This window comes from Bacillus cereus group sp. BfR-BA-01347, assembly GCF_022663835.1.
GTDB lineage: Bacteria > Bacillota > Bacilli > Bacillales > Bacillaceae_G > Bacillus_A > Bacillus_A thuringiensis_K.
In genome coordinates this window covers 121,091-143,274 of the sequence record NZ_JAKUGG010000016.1, presented here as the reverse complement: position 1 = coordinate 143,274, position 22,184 = coordinate 121,091, and the positions used below count along the sequence as shown (strand labels likewise).

The following is a 22,184-nucleotide window of genomic DNA, read 5'->3' as shown; positions in this document are numbered from 1 at the left end:
TACAATTGTGTGCGAATTCAAGAAAAATTAAACCACCTATCCCCTAAAGAATTTAGGGAACAAGTGGTTTAGGTGTTTTGATTGGTGTCCCCTTTTCGGGGGTCACTTCATATTGCGATGTTTTTTTATTTCTCTACAATGAAATCTTTAAATGAAATATATTTCATCTGCATCTTAAATTTATATCTCTTGTTTATTCTAGTGATACATCCGATGCGAAGTGATGTAAAACGTATAAGAGGAGAGAAATAAAATGAAAAAGAAACTATTACCAATTTGTGCGATGGCACTTTTAACAGTAGGATATTCTTCAGTAGCAAGTGCTTCAACTGGAACATTGACAAAGGAAGAAGCAGCGCAAATACAGCAAGATATAGCAAAAAAAGAAGCAGCGATTCAGGCGCAGCAAAAAAATGATACAGAGAAAAAACAAGCGGCGCAAGCGCAAGAGAAGAATGAAGTAGCGAAAAAGCAAGCGGCACAAGTACAAGAAAAAGAAAAAAGTAATATGGCTAAAGAAGTAGTAGCGCCACAAGTGAAAGAAAAGGAAGCTATTGCAAAAAAAGAAGCTGGAGAGAAATTACCAAACACAGCATCTAATAATGTAGCAATGATGGGACTAAGCGCATGTCTTGTAGCACTAGGTACATTATTTGGTTTGAATCGTCGGAATAAAGTTAAGGCATAAATCAAATATTGTCCTATAAAGAATGGCATAATTTCATATATTAAAAATGGTAGGTTATTCCTACCATTTTTTGCATGGAGGGATGAAACATGAAGATACTCAATTATATCGGTATCATATTGATGGCTATAGGGCTATTTATGGGAGCATATTACGCTGTCGAATGGTATAAAGGAAAAAGCTCTGCTCAACAATTAACAAAAAAAGAACTAAAGAGCCTTGAAAATATACAAGATAATGAACTTTCTTCCGAAACACCTGTAACTTCCCAAGTGCCTTCTTCTCAAACAGAACATAAAGAAGGAGAAAAGGTAGCGATGTTAAACATACCAAAAATAGGGAAGAAGTTTTCTATATATTGGGGAGCGGATGATACGACTTTGAAAAAAGGAGTGGGTATGTTCGTTAGTGATTTAACGACAACGCCATCTGGAGGTGGACATACTGTTTTGAGTGGACACCGGGATACTGTATTTACCGATTTAGGGGAGTTAAAAGAAAAAGATACGCTTGTTTTAGAGTATGATAATAAAATTTACACATATGAAATTCAAAAGACGTGGATTACCCACGCGGATGATCGTACTGTTATTATAAAAAAAGAAGAACCGGTATTAACACTGACGACTTGCTATCCATTTGATTATATAGGGGATGCACCAGATAGATATATTATCGAGGCGAAGTTAACGGCTAGTTATTCAAAATGAAGTGATAGTTTCTGAAAACGGAAGGGGATACATAAGTTATGTCAAAAAACATTTTAATTGTGGAAGATGAAGATATTTTGCGTGAAATATTAAAAGATTATTTTTTGAGTGAGCAATATGTAGTGTTTGAAGCAAGAGATGGAAAAGAAGCTTTAGTTATATTTGAGCAAGAAAAGGTGGATTTAGTTATTTTAGACATTATGTTGCCAGAACTCGATGGATGGTCTGTTTGCCGAAGGATTAGGAAGACGTCCGAGGTGCCTATTATTATGCTGACGGCGCGCGTAGATGAAGACGATACGTTACTTGGTTTTGAACTTGGGGCAGATGACTATGTGACGAAGCCGTATAGTCCGCCAATTTTATTAGCAAGAGCAAAAAGATTGTTAGAAAGCAGAAAAGTGACAAAGCAACTTTTAGAGAATGAAGATGATACATTATCACTCCACGGTATTCACGTTCATTTTCCGTCTCGCGCTGTTACGGTAGATAAAACAGACATTAATTTAACGCATACAGAATTTGAAATATTAGCGTATTTTATGAAAAATCAAGGGATTGTTTTAACACGGGAGCAACTCATTTCAAGAATTTGGGGATACGAATTTGCCGGTGATGACCGAACCGTTAATAGCCATATTCGTAATTTGCGAAATAAATTAGGAGAGAAAGCAAAGTACATTACAACTGTAGTACGAACAGGTTATAAATTTGAGGGGAATGTATGAGAAAAGGAATTGTACTAAAATTATTTACCCTCACAACAGCATTATGCATGTTAATTTTAGTGACGATATTTATTGGACAAACGATATTTTTTAAACAATATTATGCGAATCGAAAAGTAGAAGATATTAAAGTGAACTTAAATTCCTTTGAGAAGAGTTATTTGAATTATGTAGGAAATGCAGAAGAAATTAAGCGACTGGAGCAAGACTTTTTAAGAGAAAATAATACGTGGATTACGACATTAGATCAGAATGGGAATTTAAAACATGCGGATGATTTTTATTTTGAGGTAACGATAGATCGTAGGCAACAAAAGAGCTTTGGACAACAAATATTCAAAATTCCTTTATACAATCTCATCAATATAGAGGAGATTGATAATAAATCATCAAATGCATTTTTAGGACAAGAAATTTATTTTTCTGGCGTGAAAAAAGATGATAATTATATTCCATTCTCTTTCACGTTAGGCAAGCAAAATTTAAGTGGATCTAATAAACCGTTAGAAAAAGCGTTTCAGGAGAAAATGAAATTAAATGAGGAGAAAAAGAGAGCAGCCGAAGAACAACTTGCTAAGGAAAAGAAACCAGCTGTCCAGAAAGAATCTGCTCAAGAATTAGATGCTTACATAGGTGGGCGTGTTACGAAAGTTCAGCTTCCTGATGTAACAGGTCCTATAAATCAAATTTATAAAAATAGCATCTTTTTAGATAACATAAAAGAATTTCAAAAGGATTTATTATTAAAAGAGAGCAAGCATATACAATATGCAATACAAACAATGGACTATGAAAAGAATGATATAAAATATAAATTATTAATTAAGCCGATAAAAGAAAAAGGTGGATCAGTAACATATATTTATGCGATGGCTTCTTTACAGCCCGTAGATGAGGCTGTACAAATGGTGCAAGATTATTATATCTATATCATTGCATTTGTAGTCGTTCTTATTTTTTTAGCTTCGTTCTATTACTCAAAACAAATTGCAAAGCCATTATTGAAAATAAATGATACAACGAAGAAAATAGCGCATTTAGACTTCACAGAAAAAATACCGATTACTTCAAAAGATGAAATTGGGGATTTATCAAAAAATATTAATGTGCTATCAAATAAACTCCATTCGCATATTGGACAGTTAGAAGAAGATATTGAAAAGGAAAGAAAGTTAGAAAAGACGCGAAAAGAATTCATTTCTGGTGTTTCACATGAATTAAAAACACCGCTAAGTATTATGAAAAGCTGTATTTCTATTTTAAAAGACGGGGTAGCTGAACATAAAAAAGAGTATTATTTTCAGGCAATGGAGAGAGAAGTAGACAAAATGGATACGTTAATATTGGATATGCTTGAGCTAGCTAAATTTGAATCTGGTACATATAAAATGAAAAAGGATTCGTTTTATATTGATACAGTAATTGAAGATATATGTGAACATCTATCTGTGGAAATAGAGAAAAAAGAACTTCATGTTCATAAAAATATATGTTCATTTGAAGTGATTGCAAATCAAGGCCGGATTGAACAAGTCATCGTGAACTTTATTACGAATGCCATACGCTACACACCAAATAAAGAGGATATTATTATTTCTACAATAGATGAGAAGGATCGTATAAAAGTGTGTATTGAAAATAAAGGTACTCACATTGAAGAAGAACAATTAGATAAAATTTGGGATCGTTTTTATCGCGTGGATACAGCTCGTCAGCGTTCACAAGGTGGGACGGGGCTTGGGCTTGCCATTTCAAAGAACATTTTAGAACTACATGATGCTGAATATGGGGTAAAAAATACAGAAAATGGTGTGTTATTTTATTTCTATTTACCGAAAAAAGCGTAGATCATATTATCTACGTTTTTTTAATTTATTTTCATATTATCTTTACCTAATCTTTATTTTTAATCAGTATAATTTGTTTAGAATATGAGGTTATGTAAGGAGTCGATGAACCGTGCATAGCAATTGGCTAAGTATGATGGTATTTATTTTCTTTTGCGCATTTATTGTATTTTTAATTGATATTACGATATGAAAAAAGAGCGCTCATTAAGCGCCCTTTTTGTTTGCATTTATTTGATAAGCATTGATGCTTTTGAATAATCGTGGTGAAGTAAGGAATAAAAATATAAGTAAAACTGTACATAAAATAAAAGAACCGAGCATTGTACTGCCGTTTACGATTAATGAATATAACACAGCTGATTGACCTTTCGGTGCATATTGTCCCCAGAAAATAATGCCAGCAATAAAGTGGCAGAAATAGCGAGCAAAGCTACCGATAAATGTAGCAAGGATAATATAAGCAAGGACTTTCTTACCCTGGTTTTGTTTTGATGAAGGTTTGTCTTTACGGCTACCTAAATTTGATTGTTCTAAGCTATTTTCATTAGATGTTAAAAGTGCTTTTTGAATTGGACGATAGAATAAGCCAGCAAATCCAATAAAAGCAAAGGCAATGAAGTACTCAATGAATGCTTGAACAGGTGTTAAAATGTAAGCATCTCCCACCACAATTTGTAATAGTCCCCATACTAAACCGCCTAAGAAAGCTGATTTAAAGCCCCAGCGGTAAGCAATAATAAAAATAGGAATCATAGCAAATGAAATGGAACCGCCTGTTGGAAGTTTAATTGATAATGGTAAAATGTCGATGATCATGGCGAAGGCTGCAAGAATAGCAGATTCGATCATCGCTTGTAAATTGGTGTTACGCATGTTGTCTCCCCCTAAATCCAAGTTGTACAAAAAAGAATAGATATCATAGGAGGATACGAAATACGTAAATAAAAAAGAGGTATGTATTTCGGACGTTTGCACAATCCCTGCGTTAGCATTAACTAACAGGTTCGAAGGGTCGGAACGAAGTGTTCCCTCTCAGCGGCATGGCTCCCCCTGTGATAACGAAATTCTTTATTTGTTATTGTTTATTGTAAGCGAAATGGATGAGAATGGCAAACGAATCTATTATGACAATAATTGAAATAAAATTGTAGAGAAATGTTAATAAATATGAAGTCAAAGGGTATAGTGCTCAAGAAATAGAGTGTGCTATAATTCTTTTGAAAATAATTATCATTCTCTTCGGAGGGGGAAGGTTATGAGCTTAGTAGATATTAAAATTGGTGAGAAAGTGTTAGTAAAAAGTATTCAGTCGTTAGATCAGTTACTAAAGAGAAGACTGGCTGCTTTTGGTCTTTCTGAAGGAAGCGAACTTCGCATGAAGCAAAAAGCGATGTTCAAAGGTCCTTGTACATTGGAGTGTCGTGGACAGTTAATTAGTATTCGTCATTGTGACGCGAAAATGATAAAGGTGGAATTAGCGTGAATAAGGTAGCTTTGCTAGGGAATCCGAATACAGGGAAAACATCATTATTTAATGCACTTACTGGTTCTTATGAGTATGTAGGAAACTGGAGCGGTGTAACAGTAGAAAAGAAGGTTGGTAAATTAAAAGATAAGCAAGGAACATTAATTGATTTACCAGGCGTCTATGATTTAAATCCAGTTTCACGTGATGAAGGTGTTGTAACAAACTTTCTATTAACAGAAGAATTTCAGCATATGTTAAATATTGTGGATTCTTCGCAGTTTGAACGAAATATGCATTTAACGTTGCAATTACTTGAATTTGGTAAGCCCGTTTCAATTGGTTTAAATATGATTGATGTGGCGAAGCAAAGAGGCATTGTAATTGATGTTAAACGATTATCAGAACTATTAGGTGTAACAGTCGTTCCTGTCGTTGCAAGAAGCGGAAAAGGTTGTGAAGAACTACTTGCGACGCTTAAAGAAAATGACAAAAATGCGAAAAAGCCATTCATTATTTCATATGGTGTACGAATGGATGAAGGAATTGGAGGAGTAATTTCTCTTTTAGAGAAAGCGAATTACGAGCATCCGAGATGGTTAGCTCTTCAATTTTTAAGCAATAACGAAGTAGTAGAAAAAGAGATGAAAGCATTACCAATTTATAAGGAACTTGCAGCCATTCGATCTCGCTTAGAAGAAAAACTTGATTGTACGTTGGAAGAGCACATTTACAAAACTCGTGAAGCGTATATTGAAAAGTTAAAAACAAATGTTATGAAGCATGAGAAAGAAGGAAAAATTCCTTTTTCAGAAAAAATTGATAGATTAATTACACATAAAATTTTAGGACTTCCAATCTTTTTAGCAGTTATGTTTTTTATTTTTCAGGTTACGTTTACGTGGATTGGTACACCTTTATCGGATATGTTAGATGAGTTTTTTGGTGGCCAGCTTACGGATTGGGTGACAGCTGGACTTACAAGTGTCGGAGCTTCTGATTTTATTCAAGCACTCGTTACAGAAGGTATTATTGCCGGTGTTGGTGCGGTATTAGTATTCGTTCCACAAATCTTTGCACTATTCTTTTTCATTTCATTATTAGAAGACTCAGGATATATGGCGCGAATTGCAGTTGTTATGGATAGAATTATGGAGTTCTTCGGTTTAAATGGAAAAGCATTCATTCCGATGATTATCGGTTTTGGATGTAATGTTCCAGGTATTATGGCAGCGAGAACGATTGAACAAGAAAAAGAACGTTTACTTACAGTTCTTGTAACACCATTTATGTCTTGTTCGGCACGTTTACCTGTATACGCATTATTTGCGGGAGTATTCTTCCCTCATAGTCAGGCAACTGTTGTGTTTTCTTTATATGTTGCAGGTATTGTTCTTGCATTATTAGTTACAAAAATTATGTCTCTTACCATTTTAAAAGCGGAAAAGTCTATTTTCGTCATTGAACTACCTCCTTACCGCGTGCCACAAGCGAAAACGTTATGGCTAAGCACGTGGGAGAAAGGTAAGGGATTTGTTCGTAAAGCAGGTACATTCATCTTCGGTGGTTCTGTTGTCATTTGGTTATTAAACTACGCAGGTCCATCAGGATTTGGTGTGGATATGGGAGACAGTTACTTAGCGATGATTGGTGGATTTATCGCACCACTATTTGCACCGCTCGGCTTTGGAACGTGGCAAGCTGCAGCATCTCTTTTAACAGGATTTTTAGCGAAAGAAGTTGTCGTTTCTACAATGGCAATTATTTATGCGGTGAAAGAAGATGTGCTTGGAAATGTAATGGGAGCACATTATACTGCGTTATCAGCATATGCATTTATGTTCTTTATTTTATTATATGTTCCGTGTTTAGCGACAGTAGCTGTTATTAAACGTGAAACAGGATCAGCAAAATGGACGATTTTCTCAGTCGTTTATCCGCTCGTAGTTGCTTACGTATTAACGCTCATTATATACCAAGTCGGATCCTTACTCGGATTCTAGAAGGAGATGTATTGTGATGATGGTCAATATTATAATTGGAGCTATCATTTTTTGTTATGCAGCATACACGTTAGTTCATTTTGTAAAGAGAAGTAAAAAAGGAAAATGCGCGGCATGTTCTTTAAATAAGTCATGTCAGTCGCAAACTTGTAGTCCGGATATGGAGCAAATTGCTCATAATAAATAGAAAAAAGCTTTGCGAATTTCGCAAAGCTTTTTTATTACTTCTTAATTTTTACAAGCTGTGATGATTCTACACCATTCTTTCCAGGGAATTCTTTACTTGGGTCTTTATCAAATTTTAATACACCTACAGATTTTTCTTCACCTTTTACATTTCCGTATGTTGCATCATCAACAACCGCGAACATGTCGGCATATGCACGGCCACTACCGATAATTGTATTGCCTTCGTATTTTAATTTTGCCCCATCAAGTGTAGCATTTTCTACTTTTTCTTTTGCGAATAATACACCTTGTTCTGTTGTTACAGCTGGTAATTTATCAAGTGGCTTCGTGTCGTCTTTTGCATCCACTTTGCTAAGTAACTCTTTCTTCACAAGTTCTTCACCAGTTTTCTTATCCATGACAAGAACTTTTTTACCGTCTAATGTTGTCATTTTCATTTTATAGAAGTCTTTTTCTTTCACTTCTTTTTTATTTTTATCTGCAATTTGTGTTACTTGATCTTCTGTTCCGTACAGTACAAATCCGTTTGCTTTTTCTCCTAATAAAGAACAACCTGATAATGCTCCGAATGAAATTGCTGCTGCTAATCCGATTCCTACTAATTTTTTCATGATGATTTCTCCTTTTTAATGTTTTATAGTAAATACAATTTTTGTATTAGTTTTGAAATGATGAGAAGCTTGTTTGTTGCTTCTGGTATTAGTGTATAAGAAATATGGAAACGTAAGTATCGAGTTAGCTTACAGTAATATTACACTTATGTAATTTAGTGAAATTGCAAAAAAGTAAGTTAATTTTAAAGGGAGATAATGAGAATATATTAGAAATACAATATTGCATCTAGAATGTCATATTATAATGGATGTATTTTGGAAATAACATGTAAGTACATCTTCATTTTGTTATAATAAACACATAGCTGTAAAAATTACTATTCTTTACTGTTAAGGAAGATTTTTATTTTTCCAAGTAGTGAATTTAAAATATGAGGTATATCATAGGAGGAATTTAGATGTCTGTATTTAAACGATTACGAGATTTAACAATGTCGAATGTGTATTCATTAATTGAAAAAGCGGAAGATCCAGTTAAGATGACGGATCAATATTTACGCGATATGCAAGCTGATGTACAAGAAGCTGAGAAAAGTGTAGCAGCTCAAATTGCGCTTGAGAAGAAATTCAAAATCTTATTTGAAGAGCAAGAAGCACTTGTGAAAAAACGTGAAGAACAAGCTCATATGGCTGTTCAAGCTAGTAACTTAGATCTTGCGCGCCGTGCACTAGAAGAAAAACAAAATGCAGAGCAAAAGATGAATGAGTATAAAGCAAGCTATGAGCAAAACAAAGCTGCTGCTGATAATCTGCGCCTGAAGCTAGAAGAAATGCGTAAGCAATTAAATGAACTGAAAAATAAACGTGAGACACTTGTAGCACGTGTAAATGCGGCGAAAGCACAAAAGAATATTAATCAGGCGATGTCTGGATTTGATTCAAACTCAGCAAAAGCTGGTTTAAGCCGTATGGAAGAGAAAGCTCTTCAATTAGAGGCTGAAGCAGAAGCAAGCGGTGAAGTGTACAAAAAAGAAAAATCATTAGATGATGAATTCGCAAGCTTAAATAAAAATTCTGCTGTTGACGATGAATTAGCTCGTATTATGAAGCAGTATGAGAAATAATATAGAATAGAGACAAATGAACCGACATGTCTAAACAAATTCATGTCGGTTTTCTATTATTTTTTAGAGGAGGTTTTGCAATGACATGGACAAATGTGTTAGCCATGCTTGTATGGACTGGAGCGAGTGCAGTACTTTTATTTGCAATTATGTGGGTTGATTCAATTTTTACAAAATACAATGATTTAAAAGAAATCAAAAATGGAAATACAGCTGTAACAACTCGTTTTATTATGAAATTATTTGCACAAGGGTACATTTTATCCCAATCGATAACGAAAGCAAATGATTTATGGCAAGCACTTCTTGCATCAGCAGTTTCTTTCGTTATTTTATTAGTGGTAGAAATGTTTATCGAATTCGTATTAAAGAAAATGTCTGGTCTTGATTTAGAAGAGGGTACGAAAGAAGGTAGCGTTGCACATGCGATGCTAGCCGGATCATTACATATTGTTGGTGCACTAATTTTAGGTGCGTGTTTATAAAGAGAAAAGGAGGGGTAGATCATGAGTTTATTTAAACGAATTAAAAATATAATGAAAAGCCCAGAGCCACCGAAGCCGGAAAAGAGTCTTTTAACGTTAGCTCCTGGCGATATGATTGAAGTTTCATTAGTTATGTATGAATTAATTGGGAAAACGAGTATGCATTCTCGTAAAGAAATTGTTTTGACACTGCAAGACGGGAAAGATATTCGTTATTTAAAAATTGAAGACCGTGAAAATACGTATTACAAATTATATACTCCAATTGATGGTCGCTTAGATTCAATTGATGAAATTCCGACGACAATTGAAATGGATGATACCGAGTACCATATGGAAGAACAATATAACGGACGTGTTGTTGTGATGGGAAAAACTCCATTCTCAGCTTCAGAAGAACAGTATATATGGGAATTCCAATCAGATAATCGAAAATTATTGCGTATTGAATGGCAAAATGGTCGCACAATGATGTATGAGGGAGAAGCAATCATTCCTGCTGATGTACAAATTATAAGAGCAACGTAAGGGGGCGTAATCATGTCAAACCGATTGTTTACCATGATTAAATCGTTTGTGATCCCTATACTTGCTATCGTTATATTACTTGTTGTTGCTGGTTATGCCTTATCAGGTTGTCAAGGCGGGCAGACAAAGTCGATTCAAGACCGTTATCCACTTGAATCTGTTGCCAAGGAAGGTAAACAAGAATCTTACGTGTATAGGGCCGCCAATCGGTCGGTTCCTGAAGTAGCGAAGGAACTCATTAACGAAAGAGAACCGAAGCAAGCATCTAAAGAAGACGAAAATCAAATGTTCCTCGTTTATTCTGATAAGATTTATAACCTGCAAAAGGATAAAGAGAAACCATCTGATACGTTAATTGAAATAAGTAATAAAGAATTTGTCCGTCAAAATTACCAACCGTCCTTCTTGCAAGGGTATATTATGGGAAGTATATTAAATGATATATTTGGTTCACGAAAATCATCGTACGGTGATTACCGCGGGTATAATGACAGACAAAATCATAAACCGGTTATTCCAGAGAGACCGCCTACGAAAGAAGAAAAGAAAACCCCTCCTCCAATTACGAAGGAAGGAAAAGGGTCTATCATTAAGCGAGGCGATCATGTAGATTCGAAACCTTCCGTAGGAGATACAGGAAGTATTACTAAAAAAGGAAGTAGTACGCCTCCGCCTCCTACTGGAAGCAAAGGGAAAATAACGAAAAATCCAGGTGGTTCAAGCGGATCAGATGTGAAGCCAAAATCATCTATTAAAACCCCGCCAAGGAATACATCTCCTCCGAAAACGAGGGTCGGTGGTTCAGGAAAGATTACGAAGAGAAGATAGTGTAGAGACCGAAAAGTGTGAGTTGCTTTTTGGTCTTTTTTCTTGTTATGGGAATTAATTCCTTATTATTAGTGCGATTTAGGCATAAGGGGGGAGAGTAAAAATATATCAGCGATTATTGAAATATATCGACTTACCGACAAAAACTGACAACGATAGCAACTTAATAATAAAAAGAGGGTGTGCCAAAATTTTGGCATACCCTCTTTTATATAACGATTAATGAATATCACGTTTCTTGAAATTACCGCCTTTTACTTCTGCTACATCATAAACTGTAATAAAAGCGTGTGGATCGATTTCATTAATAAGTTCTTTCATTTTACTTTCTTCTAAACGGTTAATTACACAAGAAATTTCTTTGAACTTCTCTCTTGAATAACCACCGTATACTTCGTTATATGTTGCACTTCGGCCTAAACGATCGCGAATTGTTTCTACCATTAATTCAGGCTCTTTTGTAATGATTTTAAATGCTTTTGAACCACTTAAACCAACTTCAACGATATGAATCACTTTCGAAGCGATAAAGTAAGCAATTGCCGAAAGGATAGCTCCTTGAAGGCCGAATACCGTTGATACGAAAATAAATACGAACATGTTTAAGAATAAAATAAGGTCACTCGTTCCAAATGGTAACTTACGAGAAAGCAATACAGCAAGCATATCGATTCCATCTAATGCCCCACCGTTACGTAATGCTAGTCCCATACCAAAACCGATGATAATACCACCAACAACTGTAACTAATAATGTATCACCTTCAATAATAGCTGGTATTCCGTGCATGACAACGGTACCTACTGCTAATGAAGCAATTCCGATAATAGAATAAATCGCAAAGCTTTTACCGATTTGCTTATACCCTAACCAAACGAAAGGAATGTTAATAACTGCGATTAGAGCTCCTAATGGCAATCCAAATAATCTTGAACTAACGATACTTAAACCAGTTACACCACCGTCTGATACGTTATTTGGAATTAATACCGCTTCTAATCCGTACGCTGTGATAAATGCCCCAATAATAATCATCAAAGCTTTTGAAGCAATTTTTAGCTTATTGGGCTTGTTTTTGATAATTTTCTCCATATAATTTCCTCGTTTCAAACTAGTTTCTTATTTGTTACGTTATTCACACCTAAATTTCATTTTAACATTTAATTTGAAAAAATTCTCCTTTAATGGATGTATGCAGGGAATATTATCACCATATTATCTTTAAAATATTTTTGAAATGAGTATAAGAAATCCCATCCTTTCAAAGGATGGGATACTATTAAGAAAATATAAAACTAAGTACTGATATGAATAAAGCGAAACCTAAAATAGTTCCACATATTTTCATATGACGCTTACGTCCCATTACGACAATTGCAACATATTCACGAATCATTGCGTTAGGCCAGTAATAAAATGCAGTTTTTGACCCGATTCCTTGGCTATTAAGACCAGCTTGTCTAGCGTATATACCAGCGCGGAAAAGGTGGAAATTATTCGTTGTAAAAATACTTTTATATTTACCTTCAGGTTTTAAAGAATCCATAATTTCTTTAGAGAACAACATATTTTGATATGTGTTTACAGAGCGATTTTCTTGTACTGTATGTTCAAGCGGAATTCCTTTTTCAACAGCATAATTTTGCATTGCTTCTGCTTCTGGAAGGCCTTCATCTGGACCTTGACCACCAGAGAAAATAATTGTTGGTGGTGTATTCACAGCGGCTTGTTTCCAATAGAAGTCGATAGCTTTATTAATGCGGCTTGCAAGTAATGGTGGTACTTTATCATTAATTAAGCCGCTACCAAGAACGATAATGAAATCTTGATTACGTCTTGGTCTGTTGAATTGGTATAAAAAATATGCGCTTAAGAAGTTAGATAAGTGTATAAAGAAATAGAAGCTTATAAGAGAAATAGCTGCAAAAATAGGCTCTAAATGCGATGAAACTAAACTTGCTGGGTTTATGATAGGGAGCATTATAAAGAATAAAATCCCTAAAGCAGCAATTAAAGTTAAAGAGTTTGTGAAACGCCTTCCTTCACGTTGCATTAAAATTTTTGCATTAAGAAAAAGTCCGAACATTAAAGCGACTATAGCAAAAGGTATCATTACAAGTAGTGCTAACATGGGGATGATAACGATAAAATGTAAATCGTTATTACCAGACTCAAATGAGGCTATAGCGCAAAATAATAGAAATGAACAGATAAAGGCATTAAATAAAAAGCCGTTTATTATTTTTCGCGGATCTTTTAAATACGAGATAAGAAAAATAATAAACAGTATAAGAGGAATAATTCCAAAATACATCATAAATATAGTACACCTCAACTTGTATAAGAATTTGACATACCTTTTATATTACATGATTTTATAATTGAAAATGAAAGAAAAAGGATTTTGAATTTTCTCAATAAAATATATAGATACGTATGTTACAATATATTCAAAGCGATATATTAAAAGTAAAATGGTTGAAAAGGCACTCAGTAGAGTGCTTTTTCTTTTTGTATGCAATTGTGCATATTATATTTTTTTTCAAAGGCAGAGGATTACAATATAAGTTGTAGACAGACTTTATAAAGCAGAATTTAATACAAACATTTCCCTCTACTTTTTGTATCTAACAATCATATAACAATAAATAATTCTGTTTTATAGTGTCTGTTTTTGAAAGTTGTCTTTTTTGAAGGCACCTTTTTTTATTAGTATAGATAGTTTTCACTGTTAGCATAGTGTAAACTATCTATACTAAACATTAGCAATCTTCCGTATAAACATTATCAATTTACTATATATTCCAGTGGTGTTAATCTACATATGAAAGGCTTTCTTTTTCAAAATATTACCCCTAATAAAATTTTGAAGAAGTCAACTGTCTCCAAACTTGTCTTTATGCTTAAAGAAAAAGCACTCAAATTGAGTGCTTTTTCTTATTAAAACATGCTATTTTTCTAGGCGATTTTCATAAAATAAAAGTAAAGAAATGAAAGTGGGTGACAAAATGCCGGCAGTTGTGGAAGGTGTTATTATTGAAAATTGCAATGGAACAATTAATGTAGGTGACAAATATAACGTACAGCCGATTGAAAAGACGAAGGCTTATAATGGATCGGGATCATCAAATACAGGAATGAAAGTACAAACATTTAGCGGGATTAGTACAGCTGATGTATGGGATAATGATGCGAATGATCAGGGAATACAGTTTACTTTATAGTGTGATATGCAAAGTTGCATAAAATGATGAACTTGTCCTGTGCTACAATCTAGCTGTGAGCTGTTAATGATTCTTCTGTAGTATAGTTGTTAGATTAGAAATATAACATCTTATCGAAAATCATACGTATAAAAAAGACACTTCAAATGAAGTGTCTTTTTTTACCTTAGTGATACCCTTTAGCAGAGTCTTTATGAATTTTATTTTTAAAAATACTGTAGCTCCAAAGCTGATATCCAATAACGATTGGTACCATGACCATTGCAACGAAGAACATAATTTTTAAGTTTAATTGACTACCAGCTGCGTTGTATAACGTTGTACTGTATGCATCGTTAATACGAGATGGTAACATTCTTGGGAACATACCTGCAAAGCCAGTTGTCATAAACATTGCGATTGTTAGGCAAATGAATGTGAATGCAAGGCCAATTTTATGTTTGTACACCATAATAAGTGCGAGTACACTCATTAACATTGCAAGTACTGGAAGAATGAATAGTACCGGATATTCCGTAAAGTTTTGGAATAAGTTTGTCCGATTAGCAGTTGCTACATAGAAGATAGCTAAAATGATAGCAGCTGCCATTGAAAACGGTCTTGCGATTTTATAAGCACGATCAGATACTTCACCAGTCGTTTTAATCATGACCCAAAGGGCACCGGATACGACAAATATAGCAGTGAAGAACAATCCTCCTAAAATACCGTAATGGTTTAATAAGCTAAGTAAATTTCCTTCATAACCATTTTTTCCGATTTGTAGTCCGTAATAAAGATTAGCGAACGTAACACCGAATAGGAAAGCAATTAAAAAACTCCCAATTGCAAATGCCCATTTACAAGTTTTTTGCCAAATTGGTGAATCATCTTTATGCATGAATTCTAGTCCAGCGGCACGAGCAAACAGTGCAAGTAATACTAAGAATAACGGTGTATATAAATAGCTAAACATATTAGCATATGTGACTGGGAAGGCAGCAAATGTTGCGCCACCAGCTGTAATCAACCATACTTCATTACCGCCCCAGAACGGGCCAATTGCTTCTTGTAATTGATTTCGTTCTTGTCGGTCTTTCGTAACGAAGGGAAAAATCATTCCGTTACCAAGTGCATACCCGTCAAGAATGAAGTAAACTGTCCAAATCACGCCCCATAAACCGAACCAGATGATTGCAAGCATATCATGAGACATGGGCTACACCTCCCTCAGTAGCAGGTTCTTCTAATGCTGCAGGTCCTTTTTTCGCGAACTTCAGCATTAAGTATACGTCTGCGATTAAAAGTAAAGTGTAGAACAAAATTAAACTAATTAATGAGAACCAAATTTGTGGAACTGATATAGGCGATACAGATTCCGCTGTACGCATTAGTTTATATACTGTCCATGGTTGACGACCTACTTCAGCGACAATCCATCCTGCATTAATCGCAATATAAGGAAGTAAGACAGACCATATTGTAATTTTTAAATAGCGTTTTGAGTTTTCTAGTTTTCCTTTTCGGTTTAAATAGAAGCCGTACCAAGTTAATGCCATAAAGAACATACCAAGTGCAACCATTAAGCGGAAGCTATAATACACGAGGTTAACATTTGGACGTTCATCTTTCGGAATATCTTTTAAACCGACAATTTCGCCATCAAATGAGTTTGTATAGAAGAAGCTTCCGAGTTTTGGAATCGTAAGGAATTCCAAGTTCTTTTCATTTTTCACATCAGGAATTTGAACAATTGAGAAGCCTTGTCCTTTTCCAGTTTCCCAAACTGCTTCCATCGCAGCTCCTTTTGCGGGTTGATATTTAGCTGCTGATACACCAGATTGATGTCCCATAAACGGTGTAATTGTTGCGGCGAATAAGCCTAACATTAAACCAAACTTAAATGATTTTTTGAAGAATTCTACTTCATTTTTACGTAATAAGTGATAGGCACTAATTGCCATAACGAAGAAAGAACCTACGATATAACAACCAACTACAGTATGAAAGAACATATTCCAAGCGTATGGATTCGTAACGAGTGCCCAGAAATCATTTAATTCAGCGCGACCGTTACGTACTACATAGCCAACAGGGTTTTGCATAAAACCATTTGCTGTAATAATCCAAAGGGCGGAAATATTTGTTCCAAGTGCAACCATCCACATACAGAAGGCACGAAACTTTGGTGAAATTTTGTCTTTACCGAATAACCATATTCCCATGAAAGTAGATTCTAAGAAGAAGGCAACAAGTGCTTCGATTGCGAGAGGTGATCCGAAAATATCTCCCATATATTTGGAGTACTCAGACCAGTTTGTTCCAAATTGGAATTCCATCGTAATCCCGGTTATAATCCCCATTACGAAGTTAATTGTAAATAATTTACCCCAGAAATTTGCCATTTTGCGGTATGTTGGATTCAATGTGCGGGCGTATTGAGTCTCCATACATGCTACCAAAATAACAAGTCCGATTGTCAAAGGTACAAATAAAAAGTGATAAAAAATAGTAATTGCAAATTGAAAACGACTCAGTAACAGAACGTCGGACATAATAAATATTCACTCCTTTTTTACATTATCTACAATCAGTTTATAGTGAAAATACGTTTAAAGTATGTGAGACTTGTTACAAAGCTGTGTGTATATTTTGAAAGAATTATGTCGATTATCTGAAAACATCTTATTTTTAATATAAAGCGATATCCTTTTTGAGTTTTTCATATTTTGGTACACTATTTATGTAGTGTAAACGAGAGAAAAGAGGGTCCTTTACTATGAAGTCATTAGAAGAGATTTTGCAGTACAATGAGAAATTTGTTGAAGAGAAAAAGTATGAAGAGTTTGTAGCGGGGAAATTTCCAAACAAAAAGATGGTAATTATTTCTTGTATGGATACAAGACTTGTTGAACTATTGCCGAAAGCGATGAACATGCGTAACGGCGATGTGAAAATTATTAAAGTAGCAGGTGCTGTTATTTCACATCCGTTTGGAAGTATTATGCGTAGTATTTTAGTCGCTGTATACGAACTTGGCGCTGATGAAGTATGTGTAGTTGGTCACCATGATTGTGGTATGGCAAAAATTCAAGCGAGCAGTACAATTGAGAAAATGAAAGAGCGCGGTATAACAGAAGAGAAATTAGATATGCTTCGTTATTCTGGAATCGATTTAGAACAATTCTTGCGCGGTTTCTCTAGTGTGGAAGAAAGTGTAGAACATAGTGTATCAGTACTTCGCAACCACCCATTACTTCCGGAAGAAGTACCTGTTCATGGCCTTGTTATCGATCCTGATACAGGAAAATTAGATTTAGTTGTAAATGGTTACGACAATTAAGAATTTACTTTGTCATCCTTTTTATCTGGGACAGGATCAAATCCTCCTGGGTGAAAAGGGTGACATTTTAATATACGCTTACAAGTAAGCCAAAAGCCTTTGAATGCACCATGTTTTTGGAACGCCTCTAATCCGTAATGAGAACAAGTCGGATAAAAACGGCATGTTGGTGGTGTCATCGGAGAAATGAACTTTTGATAAAAGCGTATAATCCCAATAAAAATCTGTTTCATAACGGTCTCCTTTTCAGCATATTCTTAAAGTATTATAGCACGACTGTACATAATACTTTACTAATGTGCATTTCCGTTATATCATATTGGATATAACGGAATTAAATTAAAAGCGGGAGAGATGTTGTATGCCATCAGTAGAAAGCTTTGAATTAGATCATACGATTGTAAAGGCACCTTATGTAAGACATTGCGGAGTTCACAATGTAGGTAGTGACGGTATTGTAAATAAATTTGATATTCGTTTCTGCCAACCGAATAAACAAGCAATGAAACCAGATGTTATTCATACGTTAGAGCATTTATTAGCATTTAATTTACGTAAATATATTGATCGTTATCCGCACTTTGATATTATCGATATTTCACCGATGGGCTGCCAAACAGGATATTATCTTGTAGTAAGCGGAACACCGACAGTACGAGAAATTATTGATTTATTAGAACTAACATTAAAAGATGCGGTTCAAATTACAGAAATTCCAGCTGCAAATGAAACACAATGTGGTCAAGCGAAGCTTCACGACTTAGAAGGAGCACAACGCTTAATGAACTTCTGGTTAAGCCAAGATAAAGATGAACTTGAGAAAGTGTTTGGATAAAGAAAAACTGCCTGTTAAAGGGCAGTTTTTTTATTTGTAAAAGAGAAAAGTACAGGTTTTATAGAAAAACAATGAGTTTCACTTATGAGCATTTTTAAGAAATGAAAGGCAGTAGGTGAATATATTAATGAGAGCTCCTGTTTGAAAAACAGGAGTTTTTTGTGTGAATGGAGTATTGACTTTAACGTATACGTCAAAGTTTATAGTGAAGATAAATAAGGCGTGAGGAGGAAACGATGGATAAGTATAGCATTGGTGAAATTTCAAAAGAAACGAATGTAACGACGAGAACACTTAGATATTATGAGGAAATTGGATTATTAAAACCGTCGTACGTTGCTGAGTCAGGATATCGTTACTATTCAAAAGATGATGTAATTACATTGCAACAAATAACAACGTTTAAAAAGCTTGGTTTTAAGCTTTCGGAAATAAAAAAAGTGTTAAAAGAGGAAAAGGGGAATTCAGAAGAAAGATGGAAAAGTGCAATTCAAAATGAAATTCAAACAATACAAGCGGAAGTAAAAAGATTAAAGGACTTAGAAAAACTATTATATACAGCATTTCATTCCATTGAATTAACAGGAGAGCTTAAAACAGAAGATTTAATGTTATTCATAAAATCAGTACAGGGAATTGAGCAGAGAGAAAATTTCCGACAAAAATATTTTACGGAGGAAGAACAGAAGGTTATAGAGGATTTACCAACACTTGAAGAAAACGATGAAAGAACAAAAGAATGGTTACAAGTATTAAGAGAAATTCGTCAGCGTATAAATGAACCAGTAGATTCACCGGAAATTCAAATGTTAGCGGAAAGGGTAGTGGCTTTTTCACTGCACGTATTTCATGAAGATGAACAATTAATAAATAAGTATTGGGATTTAATTAAACCTGAAGAGGGAGAGATTGCAAGAGTATACGGACTTGATTTAGAAACGATGAATTATATAGAAAAGATGATAGATTGTTATTTAAAAAAGGAGGAGGGTAAATGACTGGCGCGGGAAAAGAGAAGCTATATGGAATTAAGCATGCGCGGATGGAGAGGCAATATTTTTATAAGCATCTGGGGATTTTCATTTTTGCACAGCTTCTATTTATTTTTATAGTAGGGCTTGTACCAGCTCAAGAGTTGCCAAGCGGTTCCTATTTCCTTCGTATGAAAGAGTGGATTTTAAATAAACAAATTGGATTTTATAAAAATGAAACGATTAATACGATTACAAGTGTCTGGACATCAGTGCTTATTATTCATTTTATATGGGCGATGTCTTACATTCTTTTTCCGAAAAAGAAGCGTAATTCTTCGAAACAAGAAACAAGAGAAGAGATAAAAGAAGAAGTGAAAAAGAAAAAGGAGATTAGCATAAATAGGGCGTGGATGTATTTAGTATTTGGGGGCTTAATTGAAATATATTGGGCGACAGGATTAAAAACAAATTCAATGAGTATTTTGACACTCATTGCAATTTTAGTGAGCTTTCAACTACTAATTGAAGCAACTAAAAAAATTCTAATTGGTACGGCATATGCAGTATTTACTGGGATTGGTACAGTTGGAACGATATTGGTAGATATTTTATATTTCAAAGAACCATTTTCGCTCATCAAAATTTTCCTCGTTTGCTTATTGGCACTATTTATTATCGGATTGAAATTTAGTGGGAATAAGGAAGAGGTGAAATAAAGTGGCATGGATCTATTTAATTATAGCTGGGCTCTTTGAAATTGTCGGTGTAATTGGGATAAAGAAAGTAGCAAAAAATAATAGTTGGACGAATAATATTATTTTAATAGGTGGTTTTATTATTAGTTTTCAATTTTTAACGATGGCGCTTCAAGAAATTCAGTTATCGATCGCATATGCAGTTTGGACTGGAATCGGAACGCTCGGGGCAGCAGTTGTCGGTATTTTATTTTTTCAAGAACCTAAAAACGCTTTTCGGATTATTTGTATTGTTGGGATTATGGGGACGATTATTGGATTGAAAGTAGTGAGTTAAAGAAGAGCACACAAGCTCTTCTTTTTTATGGAAGTATGTCAGAAATCTCAACGAAGAAAGTGATTATCCCAACTATAAAACAAAAGATAGCTTTCGATTTTTGCTTTTGTTGTATTTCAGCAACTCCCGAAAGAATAAATGTGATGCTTAAAAGGATAAATACATAAGAGAAAAGAATAGAAATTCGTGTAAAAAGACTAAAAAAAGCAAGAATAAAAGCAATAGCAGATAGTAAGATTCGAAGGTTTGTTAGCATAGTATCCTCCAATTTATTAACTGTTTAAAAAATCCAAATTAGTGAGAGGTAATGGTCAGTAGGTGATTGGAAATTACATGTTATCTTTAGTGAAAGTAGTTCGATATTACAATGAAGAGCATAAGACTAGAAACGAAAAAATGCGAGATACCCATTGATTTTCTTCCGGATTTCAGTTCATTAATTCCTAGAAGAATAAAGAAACAACTGAGAGCAAATTGCATGTATGGGAGAAGTGTGAAGTTGTCGGTAGCAAGAGAATAAGTGCAAAGAGAGAGTGTGAGAAGCATGAAAAAATAGCGTAATCCAGTTAGCATTGTATACCTCCTTTAAAGAGACTATTTATCGAAATATTTCTGAGAAGCCAAGAAATAAAGCACCAGCTCCTGCTAACAGAGCAAGTATACTACCACCTTTTTGCTGTTTTAAGATTTCCTCTATACTAATAACGAAAGCCATCATCCCTAAAAAGATGAACATATAAGGCATAATTTCTCTATTACTAGAAAAGAAACTATAGATTGCTATACATAAAGCAATAAGTGATAAAGTAATCCGTACTCCTTTTAGCATGCATGTACCTCCTTTTATTTTATATAGCTAATGATGAGAACAATCCAAATGAAAGCACCGGAAATAATACAAATAAGTCCAGTTGCTGCCTCCTTTTTCTTTATTTGTTCAAATGCGATGAGAAACATTAAAGCCCCTAATAGAAATTGTGAAAGAGGTAGAAAATTATTTTGACCTGTATATAATCCAATTGCCAACATAACGAACACAGTGAGTGCGATTGTGATGCGGAGTATACGAAGCATATTAGGAATTTTCCTTATTCTTTTTTGTATAAGGATTATCTTCTAGTTTATCGACGGAATGTTTATAAGCATAGCCTTTATTAATTGTCATGATGGAGAGTACGAGGATGATTAGGACGATGATAATACCGATAATTAATATTTTGAACATAAAACCCCTCCTTTTCTTTATTTTACATAATTTTGTAATTGATGAAAACAATAGAAAATAAAAGGATGAAAGAAGGGTGTTACATGGAAACGAAAAAAACATATTATATATCAATAGGAAATGGTCAAATTTCACAAGTGAAGACGGCGGATACGTATAATTTTGAAATTTATGCAAATGATGAGGAAATTACGGAATTAAGAGAGCACTTCGATCAAGCATATGTAGAAGATTTAGGTTCATTTGTACGCTCCCACGTTCCATTTGTTGAGTATCATCACGATTCAAATAATGACCGATATGATGAACAACTACAAAAAGCATATAGAATGATTTACGATTTAGGAAATCATGAGACGAAAGGATTAGTCGCGCAAATGGGAATAATCAATGGATTGTAATTGGATAATATTATGCAGA

General features: G+C 34.4%; 30 protein-coding genes and 1 riboswitch. Of the genes, 19 read left to right on the top strand and 11 right to left on the bottom strand.

Annotated elements, in window-relative coordinates; all coding sequences use genetic code 11:
* From MR143_RS33495 to MR143_RS22130, 5 genes are all read left to right on the top strand, one after another.
* A partial coding sequence (locus MR143_RS33495; RefSeq protein ID WP_326245104.1) for an IS3 family transposase occupies positions 1-72 on the top strand: 72 nt, incomplete at its 5' end.
* A gap of 181 nt (positions 73-253) precedes the next feature.
* On the top strand, positions 254-688 hold the full coding sequence (locus MR143_RS22145) for an LPXTG cell wall anchor domain-containing protein (RefSeq protein WP_000728028.1): 435 nt from the start codon (positions 254-256) through the stop codon (positions 686-688).
* A gap of 89 nt (positions 689-777) precedes the next feature.
* Positions 778-1,398 carry a class D sortase gene (locus tag MR143_RS22140; protein WP_000698540.1) on the top strand — a complete coding sequence of 207 codons (621 nt, stop codon included), beginning with the start codon at positions 778-780 and terminating at the stop codon, positions 1,396-1,398.
* A gap of 38 nt (positions 1,399-1,436) precedes the next feature.
* The gene (locus MR143_RS22135) at positions 1,437-2,126 is read left to right on the top strand and encodes a response regulator transcription factor (RefSeq protein WP_000041844.1); all 690 of its coding nucleotides are present in this window, start codon (positions 1,437-1,439) and stop codon (positions 2,124-2,126) included.
* On the top strand, positions 2,123-3,973 hold the full coding sequence (locus tag MR143_RS22130) for a sensor histidine kinase (protein ID WP_242280964.1): 1,851 nt from the start codon (positions 2,123-2,125) through the stop codon (positions 3,971-3,973). The genes MR143_RS22135 and MR143_RS22130 overlap by 4 nt, the downstream gene beginning before the upstream one ends.
* A gap of 207 nt (positions 3,974-4,180) precedes the next feature.
* Here the strand turns inward: MR143_RS22130 and thiT are convergent, their stop codons facing one another.
* Positions 4,181-4,849: an energy-coupled thiamine transporter ThiT gene (gene thiT, locus MR143_RS22125; RefSeq protein ID WP_001246577.1), complete on the bottom strand. Its 669-nt coding sequence runs from the start codon at positions 4,847-4,849 to the stop codon at positions 4,181-4,183.
* An 86-nt stretch (positions 4,850-4,935) separates the two neighbouring features.
* Positions 4,936-5,037, bottom strand: a riboswitch (TPP riboswitch).
* A gap of 194 nt (positions 5,038-5,231) precedes the next feature.
* On the opposite strand from thiT, the gene MR143_RS22120 reads away from it, so the two are divergent.
* Genes MR143_RS22120 through MR143_RS22110 form a run of 3 tightly spaced genes read left to right on the top strand, consistent with a single transcriptional unit; the run spans position 5,232 to position 7,631 of the window.
* Complete coding sequence (locus tag MR143_RS22120; protein ID WP_000060514.1) at positions 5,232-5,459, top strand: FeoA family protein; 228 nt, start codon at positions 5,232-5,234, stop codon at positions 5,457-5,459.
* On the top strand, positions 5,456-7,444 hold the full coding sequence (gene feoB, locus MR143_RS22115; RefSeq protein ID WP_001044824.1) for a ferrous iron transport protein B: 1,989 nt from the start codon (positions 5,456-5,458) through the stop codon (positions 7,442-7,444). The genes MR143_RS22120 and feoB overlap by 4 nt, the downstream gene beginning before the upstream one ends.
* Before the next feature lie 16 nt (positions 7,445-7,460).
* Positions 7,461-7,631 carry a FeoB-associated Cys-rich membrane protein gene (locus MR143_RS22110; RefSeq protein WP_000989579.1) on the top strand — a complete coding sequence of 57 codons (171 nt, stop codon included), beginning with the start codon at positions 7,461-7,463 and terminating at the stop codon, positions 7,629-7,631.
* A gap of 34 nt (positions 7,632-7,665) precedes the next feature.
* Here MR143_RS22110 and MR143_RS22105 read toward each other — a convergent pair whose 3' ends face one another.
* Positions 7,666-8,244, bottom strand: coding sequence for a lipoprotein BA_5634 family protein (locus MR143_RS22105; protein WP_000737480.1), 579 nt, complete (start codon positions 8,242-8,244; stop codon positions 7,666-7,668).
* Between the two features lie 401 nt (positions 8,245-8,645).
* Between MR143_RS22105 and MR143_RS22100 the strand changes: the two genes are divergently transcribed.
* From MR143_RS22100 to MR143_RS22085, 4 genes are all read left to right on the top strand, one after another.
* On the top strand, positions 8,646-9,311 hold the full coding sequence (locus tag MR143_RS22100; protein WP_000110286.1) for a PspA/IM30 family protein: 666 nt from the start codon (positions 8,646-8,648) through the stop codon (positions 9,309-9,311).
* 80 nt (positions 9,312-9,391) lie between these two features.
* Positions 9,392-9,796 carry a DUF350 domain-containing protein gene (locus MR143_RS22095; RefSeq protein ID WP_000220321.1) on the top strand — a complete coding sequence of 135 codons (405 nt, stop codon included), beginning with the start codon at positions 9,392-9,394 and terminating at the stop codon, positions 9,794-9,796.
* 21 nt (positions 9,797-9,817) lie between these two features.
* Complete coding sequence (locus MR143_RS22090) at positions 9,818-10,324, top strand: DUF4178 domain-containing protein (RefSeq protein WP_000051745.1); 507 nt, start codon at positions 9,818-9,820, stop codon at positions 10,322-10,324.
* Between the two features lie 12 nt (positions 10,325-10,336).
* Positions 10,337-11,152 carry a DUF4247 domain-containing protein gene (locus MR143_RS22085; protein WP_000071188.1) on the top strand — a complete coding sequence of 272 codons (816 nt, stop codon included), beginning with the start codon at positions 10,337-10,339 and terminating at the stop codon, positions 11,150-11,152.
* A gap of 219 nt (positions 11,153-11,371) precedes the next feature.
* On the opposite strand, the gene MR143_RS22080 is transcribed toward MR143_RS22085, so the two are convergent.
* Together MR143_RS22080 and MR143_RS22075 are read right to left on the bottom strand one after the other, a co-directional pair.
* On the bottom strand, positions 11,372-12,244 hold the full coding sequence (locus MR143_RS22080; RefSeq protein ID WP_000411244.1) for a YitT family protein: 873 nt from the start codon (positions 12,242-12,244) through the stop codon (positions 11,372-11,374).
* A gap of 187 nt (positions 12,245-12,431) precedes the next feature.
* The gene (locus MR143_RS22075) at positions 12,432-13,466 is read right to left on the bottom strand and encodes a YdcF family protein (RefSeq protein WP_033690171.1); all 1,035 of its coding nucleotides are present in this window, start codon (positions 13,464-13,466) and stop codon (positions 12,432-12,434) included.
* A gap of 676 nt (positions 13,467-14,142) precedes the next feature.
* On the opposite strand from MR143_RS22075, the gene MR143_RS22070 reads away from it, so the two are divergent.
* Complete coding sequence (locus MR143_RS22070) at positions 14,143-14,376, top strand: spore germination protein (RefSeq protein ID WP_002001299.1); 234 nt, start codon at positions 14,143-14,145, stop codon at positions 14,374-14,376.
* A 166-nt stretch (positions 14,377-14,542) separates the two neighbouring features.
* Here the strand turns inward: MR143_RS22070 and cydB are convergent, their stop codons facing one another.
* Both cydB and cydA read right to left on the bottom strand, forming a co-directional pair.
* On the bottom strand, positions 14,543-15,571 hold the full coding sequence (cydB, locus tag MR143_RS22065; RefSeq protein ID WP_000017660.1) for a cytochrome d ubiquinol oxidase subunit II: 1,029 nt from the start codon (positions 15,569-15,571) through the stop codon (positions 14,543-14,545).
* Complete coding sequence (gene cydA, locus MR143_RS22060) at positions 15,561-16,910, bottom strand: cytochrome ubiquinol oxidase subunit I (protein ID WP_001286196.1); 1,350 nt, start codon at positions 16,908-16,910, stop codon at positions 15,561-15,563. The genes cydB and cydA overlap by 11 nt, the downstream gene beginning before the upstream one ends.
* Before the next feature lie 224 nt (positions 16,911-17,134).
* Here cydA and MR143_RS22055 point away from each other — a divergent pair, with 224 nt between their 5' ends.
* A complete protein-coding gene (locus tag MR143_RS22055) occupies positions 17,135-17,698 on the top strand; it encodes a beta-class carbonic anhydrase (RefSeq protein ID WP_000838159.1) in 564 nt (187 codons plus the stop codon).
* Here the strand turns inward: MR143_RS22055 and yidD are convergent.
* The gene (yidD, locus tag MR143_RS22050) at positions 17,695-17,931 is read right to left on the bottom strand and encodes a membrane protein insertion efficiency factor YidD (RefSeq protein ID WP_000809330.1); all 237 of its coding nucleotides are present in this window, start codon (positions 17,929-17,931) and stop codon (positions 17,695-17,697) included. The genes MR143_RS22055 and yidD overlap by 4 nt on opposite strands.
* A gap of 128 nt (positions 17,932-18,059) precedes the next feature.
* Here yidD and luxS point away from each other — a divergent pair, with 128 nt between their 5' ends.
* The 4 genes from luxS (at position 18,060) to MR143_RS22030 (ending at position 20,539) form a co-directional block, all read left to right on the top strand.
* A complete protein-coding gene (gene luxS / locus MR143_RS22045; protein ID WP_001141371.1) occupies positions 18,060-18,533 on the top strand; it encodes an S-ribosylhomocysteine lyase LuxS in 474 nt (157 codons plus the stop codon).
* 236 nt (positions 18,534-18,769) lie between these two features.
* A complete protein-coding gene (locus MR143_RS22040) occupies positions 18,770-19,531 on the top strand; it encodes a MerR family transcriptional regulator (protein WP_000362241.1) in 762 nt (253 codons plus the stop codon).
* Positions 19,528-20,223, top strand: coding sequence for a DMT family transporter (locus MR143_RS22035; protein ID WP_000145223.1), 696 nt, complete (start codon positions 19,528-19,530; stop codon positions 20,221-20,223). The genes MR143_RS22040 and MR143_RS22035 overlap by 4 nt, the downstream gene beginning before the upstream one ends.
* Before the next feature lies 1 nt (position 20,224).
* Positions 20,225-20,539, top strand: a complete 315-nt coding sequence (locus MR143_RS22030; protein ID WP_000312334.1) for a DMT family transporter — start codon at positions 20,225-20,227, stop codon at positions 20,537-20,539.
* Between the two features lie 25 nt (positions 20,540-20,564).
* Here MR143_RS22030 and MR143_RS22025 read toward each other — a convergent pair whose 3' ends face one another.
* The 4 genes from MR143_RS22025 to ytzI all read right to left on the bottom strand — a co-directional run bounded on the left by MR143_RS22025 (position 20,565) and on the right by ytzI (position 21,764).
* Positions 20,565-20,795, bottom strand: a complete 231-nt coding sequence (locus tag MR143_RS22025) for a DUF3953 domain-containing protein (protein WP_000957184.1) — start codon at positions 20,793-20,795, stop codon at positions 20,565-20,567.
* A 342-nt stretch (positions 20,796-21,137) separates the two neighbouring features.
* The gene (locus tag MR143_RS22020) at positions 21,138-21,368 is read right to left on the bottom strand and encodes a DUF3953 domain-containing protein (RefSeq protein WP_000912055.1); all 231 of its coding nucleotides are present in this window, start codon (positions 21,366-21,368) and stop codon (positions 21,138-21,140) included.
* 14 nt (positions 21,369-21,382) lie between these two features.
* Positions 21,383-21,613 (bottom strand): DUF3953 domain-containing protein, encoded by a 231-nt coding sequence (locus MR143_RS22015; protein ID WP_000944461.1) that lies wholly within the window; start codon positions 21,611-21,613, stop codon positions 21,383-21,385.
* Between the two features lies 1 nt (position 21,614).
* Positions 21,615-21,764, bottom strand: a complete 150-nt coding sequence (ytzI, locus tag MR143_RS22010) for a YtzI protein (RefSeq protein WP_000472791.1) — start codon at positions 21,762-21,764, stop codon at positions 21,615-21,617.
* A gap of 83 nt (positions 21,765-21,847) precedes the next feature.
* On the opposite strand from ytzI, the gene MR143_RS22005 reads away from it, so the two are divergent.
* The gene (locus MR143_RS22005) at positions 21,848-22,165 is read left to right on the top strand and encodes a hydrolase (protein ID WP_242280963.1); all 318 of its coding nucleotides are present in this window, start codon (positions 21,848-21,850) and stop codon (positions 22,163-22,165) included.
* The last annotated feature ends 19 nt before the right edge of the window (positions 22,166-22,184 follow it).